Origin of the sequence: Novosphingobium sp., assembly GCF_024642085.1 — a bacterium.
In the GTDB taxonomy this organism is placed as follows: domain Bacteria; phylum Pseudomonadota; class Alphaproteobacteria; order Sphingomonadales; family Sphingomonadaceae; genus Novosphingobium.
The window spans coordinates 1-4,223 of sequence record NZ_JAHEBV010000059.1; the positions used below are offsets into that span (position 1 = coordinate 1).

The 4,223-nt window shown below is 62.3% G+C and carries 3 protein-coding genes; all 3 read right to left on the reverse strand.

What is annotated here, in order from left to right; translation table 11 throughout:
• Window positions 1-1,301, reverse strand: a 1,301-nt coding sequence (locus Q0L62_RS12960; protein ID WP_296680559.1) for a tryptophan halogenase family protein, incomplete at its 3' end; no start/stop codon positions are given.
• Between the two features lie 47 nt (window positions 1,302-1,348).
• Window positions 1,349-2,896 carry a putative 2OG-Fe(II) oxygenase gene (locus Q0L62_RS12965; RefSeq protein WP_296680560.1) on the reverse strand — a complete coding sequence of 516 codons (1,548 nt, stop codon included), beginning with the start codon at window positions 2,894-2,896 and terminating at the stop codon, window positions 1,349-1,351.
• 100 nt (window positions 2,897-2,996) lie between these two features.
• The coding region (locus Q0L62_RS12970; RefSeq protein WP_296680562.1) for a TonB-dependent receptor at window positions 2,997-4,223 on the reverse strand (1,227 nt) is incomplete at its 5' end.

The following is a 4,223-nucleotide window of genomic DNA, read 5'->3' on the forward strand; positions in this document are numbered from 1 at the left end:
TCGCGCTGGACCAGGCGGCCGTGTTTGCGGAAGTGCTCGATCTTCCATGTCACGGTATCGGGCACCTCCATCGCGCTGCAATAGCGCCACAGCTCGCTGTCGGTGCGGCTGGTCAGCTTATAGTGAAGGATGATGAAATCGCGAATGCGTTCAAACTCGTTAATGGCGATGCGATTGTATTCATCACTCACCATCGGATCGAAATCGCGATCAGGAAACAGCGCGATCAGTTTGGAAATGCCAGCCTGGATCAGGTGAATTGAGGTAGACTCAAGCGGCTCCATAAACCCGCCCGACAACCCGATTGCCACGACATTCTTGTTCCAGAACAAGTTGCGGCGTCCGGTTACGAAAGTCAGCTTGCGCGGATCGGCCAGCGCCCCGCCGTCAAGGTTGGCCATCAGGATACCGGCGGCTTCATCGTCCGACATGAACTGGCTGCAATAGACATGGCCATTGCCGGTGCGGTGCTGCAGCGGAATGCGCCATTGCCACCCTGCCTGACGCGCGGTTGAACGGGTGTACGGGGTAAGGTTCCCCGCCTTGGCGCAAGGGACTGCCATGGCGCTGTCGCACGGCAGCCAGTGTTGCCAATCCTGGTATCCGGTCTCCAGCGCGCCTTCGATAAGCAGCCCGCGAAAACCGGAGCAATCGACAAACAGGTCGCCGTCAAGCGTGCGGCCGTCGCCCAGCGTAACGTGAGTGACGTGGCCGCTTTCGGCATTCAGGCTTACATCGGCCACTTTACCTTCAATTCGCATCACGCCGCGCTCTTCGGCGTATGCGCGCAGGAACCCGGCGTACAGCCCGGCGTCGAAGTGATAGGCATATTCAAACGTCGACAGCACATTGCGGCTGTCAGGCGATGGCCGGTCAAACTTGCCGCGCTGCGCCGCTGCCCAAGCCATGCACAAATCATCCAGGCTGGGCGCATCACCCTGTTCCCGGGCTGCAAGCCAGTACTGGTGCAGCGGCAGAAAATCAAAGTTGCGCCCGTAGGTGCCGAAGGGATGGAAATAGCGGTGATTTAGTTGGCCCCAATCGACAAACTCGATACCCAGCTTGAACGAACCCTGGGTCGCTTTGACGAAAGTATTTTCGTCCACACCCAGCGCTTCGTTGAAGGTGCGGATCGGCGGGATTGTGGCTTCGCCGACCCCCACCGTGCCGATTTCATCGCTTTCGACCAGGGTTATGGCGCAGCCGGTGCGGATGGCATTGGCCAGCGCTGCCGCAGTCATCCAGCCGGCGGTGCCACCCCCGACGATCACGATCCGGCGGATCGACCGGTCAGTCTGCATGGCGCCTGTCCCTCATCCCGTGTGTGTCGTCCATCTGCCGGGCCCGATCAAGTGCGCGGACGCGCTACATCGAGCGCAATCACCAGCCGTTCGCCATCATCAAACGGCATTGTCCGGTGCCACATGGTCGAAGGGAACAGCGCGGCAAGCCCCGGTTCAGGTGCAATCGTTCGGTAGGCTCGAAGATCCAGCCCCAGTTCTTCGGGCGGCGTGCCCAAAGCGATGTGCCCGCACGGCGGCGGCCCCATCTGCCCAGCGTCGGGTAATGCGATATAAAAGGCCGTGCTGATCCACCCGACGGGGTGATTGTGCGGCACGTTATAGCCTTGGCGCAGCAGCCGCACCGACCAGCTGCCTTCGATCAACAGATGCCCGCGCGGCAGGGAAAGAAGTGGATGTTGCGGATCATTGGGCGGAAGACCGTCAACATAGGCTCTTACGGTATCCAGAAAGCGCGCCTTGGCCAGACGCATGATCGGCTCGTCCCGCTGGATTACCGAACGATCGGTCTGGGTGCCGCCGCGGACCGATTGTTCGGCATAGGGGCGCTGCATTGTGTGCAGGCTACGCAGCAAATCGGCGAGATCGGTCAGTTCGTCAGCCGCCAGATCGACGCGGTGCACGCCGATCAAAGCGTCAGGATTATCCAGCCACAGGTGGCGCTGATCCAGGGCCAGTCGCCAGGCGAGCGAAAGGTAAGGCCAGAACAACGCGGCGGCGGAGGTGGCGACCTGTGCCAGGCAAATCGCTTCGGCGCCGCGCGCATCACGGGCACGCAAGGCATGGCGCACGCGGATCAGGTCGATGGCTGCGCCGCTTACTCTTTGTGTCGCTGCCAGCAAGCGATGGGTCGTCGCCGCATCGCCCGCCTCGCTCGCCACGAACAGCCGCGAGACTTGAGTGGCTGGTGACGAGCCAAGGCTGGCCTCCCAGCGGTCCAGCACATCAGTCGCTCCGGCCCAGTCGCGTACCTGCGCCAGCGCGCTGAACCAGGCCTGCCACAACGCCGCGTTATGCGGAATGCGGGGCATCGCGGCAGCATAACTTTCGGCAAAGCGCGCCTGATCCGCCCCGGTCCAGCGCAAGGTGGAAAGCGCCCGGTGGCCGTCCAGCCAGTCGGGATTGCGGGCCAGTTCCGCCTCAAGCAAGGATTCCGCCTTGGCCTGCTGCCCCTCACTCGCAAGCGCCAACGCGCGGTTGCGCAGCAATTCCATATTTCCGGGACAGCTTTGCAGCGCCTGAGCAAACAGCGCTGCTGCGGGCTGGCCCAGTTCATAGCGGGTCTGTGCAAGGCCCTGAAGCAAGGCCGGATCTGTCGCCCCCGCCCCCCGTGCGCCAGCAAACACCGCAGCGGCATCGGCGAAGCGTTGTTCCCGGCGCAAGGCCACGCCGCGAAGCAGGGCCACTTCGGCGTTCGCCGGATCGGCCCCGCCCAGCGCATCCAGCAGCGGGATTGCCTGTGCTGCCAGACCCAGACTGAGGGCCCGGCGGCAAAGAGCCAGCAGTGCATCGTGCCGGGTCTGATCGGGCGCGCGTTGGAGGCCATCCAGTTCCCTGGCCAGCGCCCCGCTTACCTGTTTCCGGTCGGCGTCCATGCCCGTCTAAGTGGCAGCAATGGAGAGGGGGAGCAACCATATGGCTGCTCCCCCAATTTCTCGCCGCCTGCGCGCGGTAAGAACCCCCTATGCGGTTCGATCAGAAGCTGTATTTGACCGAAGCCGTGAAAGTGCGGCCCAGCGCAGGACCGGTACCGATCACCACCGGAGTGACAGAGCTGTCCGCCAGGTTGCCGCTGCCGCGCAGATCATAACGGTCGAACAGATTGTAAGCCTGGACGCCCAGTTCCAGGTTCTTGAGCGGCATTACCGTCAAGTTGGCACCGATTACTGCACCGCCAGGATACTGGCGCCCGGCATCGTCGATGATCGCCGTCTGCCCGGTCGCGTTAAGACCGAACCGCGCATAGTCGTTGAGGTCGTAGCTGGCCTGAACGGTGTAAACCAGATCGGGCAAATATGGCGCACGGGTGAACGGCGTTGGCTGTCCTGTTGCGTCGGTGCCCGACCGGGTCGCCTTCGTATAGGTAGCGTTCCCGACCAGGGTAAATCCGCCGTTGGTATAAGTGCCGTAGAGTTCGGCGCCATAGGACTTGTACCGCGCGTCGATTACGCAGCCCCCGGCACCGCCCGGGCAACGCGTGGCAGACAATTCAAAGGTTGACTGCTTGAAGTTGCCCTTGAGCAGCGTAAGTTCGAATGTGTAGCGGCCGCCGCCCAGATCGCCCCGGTTCTTGAGCCCGAGTTCATACTGTTTGACGAAATCGACCGAAGGGGTGACGCCGTCCGCAGTACAGCCCATCGTTCCTGCCGATGCCATGGCACCGGTGCACAGTGAACCATCGCTGGCGATCTTGCCACCGAACGTCTGGCGATCGCCGTTAAAGCGTCCGCCGCGCGATGCACGAACGAACAGGCTGGTGTTGGGGTTGACCTTCCACAATGCGCCGCCAGTCCACGAGGTGTAGCTGCGGCTGTAGTTAAGTACTTCGGCAGAGCCGTTCGCGGTCATCGCCGGGATGTTCACGCCGCTCGAATTGACCAGAAACTCTGCCCCGCCCGTGCGGCCGCCGCCGGATGCCTTGACCTTTTCAAAGCGGACCGAACCGTCGATCGCAAAGTGATCGTTGTCCAGTTCCAGCGCGGCATAAGGCGCCGTATTGGTATAGGACAGATCATAGTCGCGGGCGCAGCAGTTGCCCCAGTTGTTGTTGTATCCGGAAATCCCTTCCTGGGTCAGCTTGTTTCCGGCCGCATCATAAAGGTCGAGCTGCGACGGGTTGTTGCCCGAAAGTTCGCGCAAGGACTTGTTGACGTGCCAGTCCATCGCGATGTCCTGGTTCATGTAGAAGAACCCGCCGCGCGC

Coding starts and splice junctions, on each gene's coding strand:
- Q0L62_RS12965 (WP_296680560.1), bottom strand. CDS start 2,896: ATGGACGCCGACCGGAAACAGGTAAGCGGGGCGCTGGCCAGGGAACTG.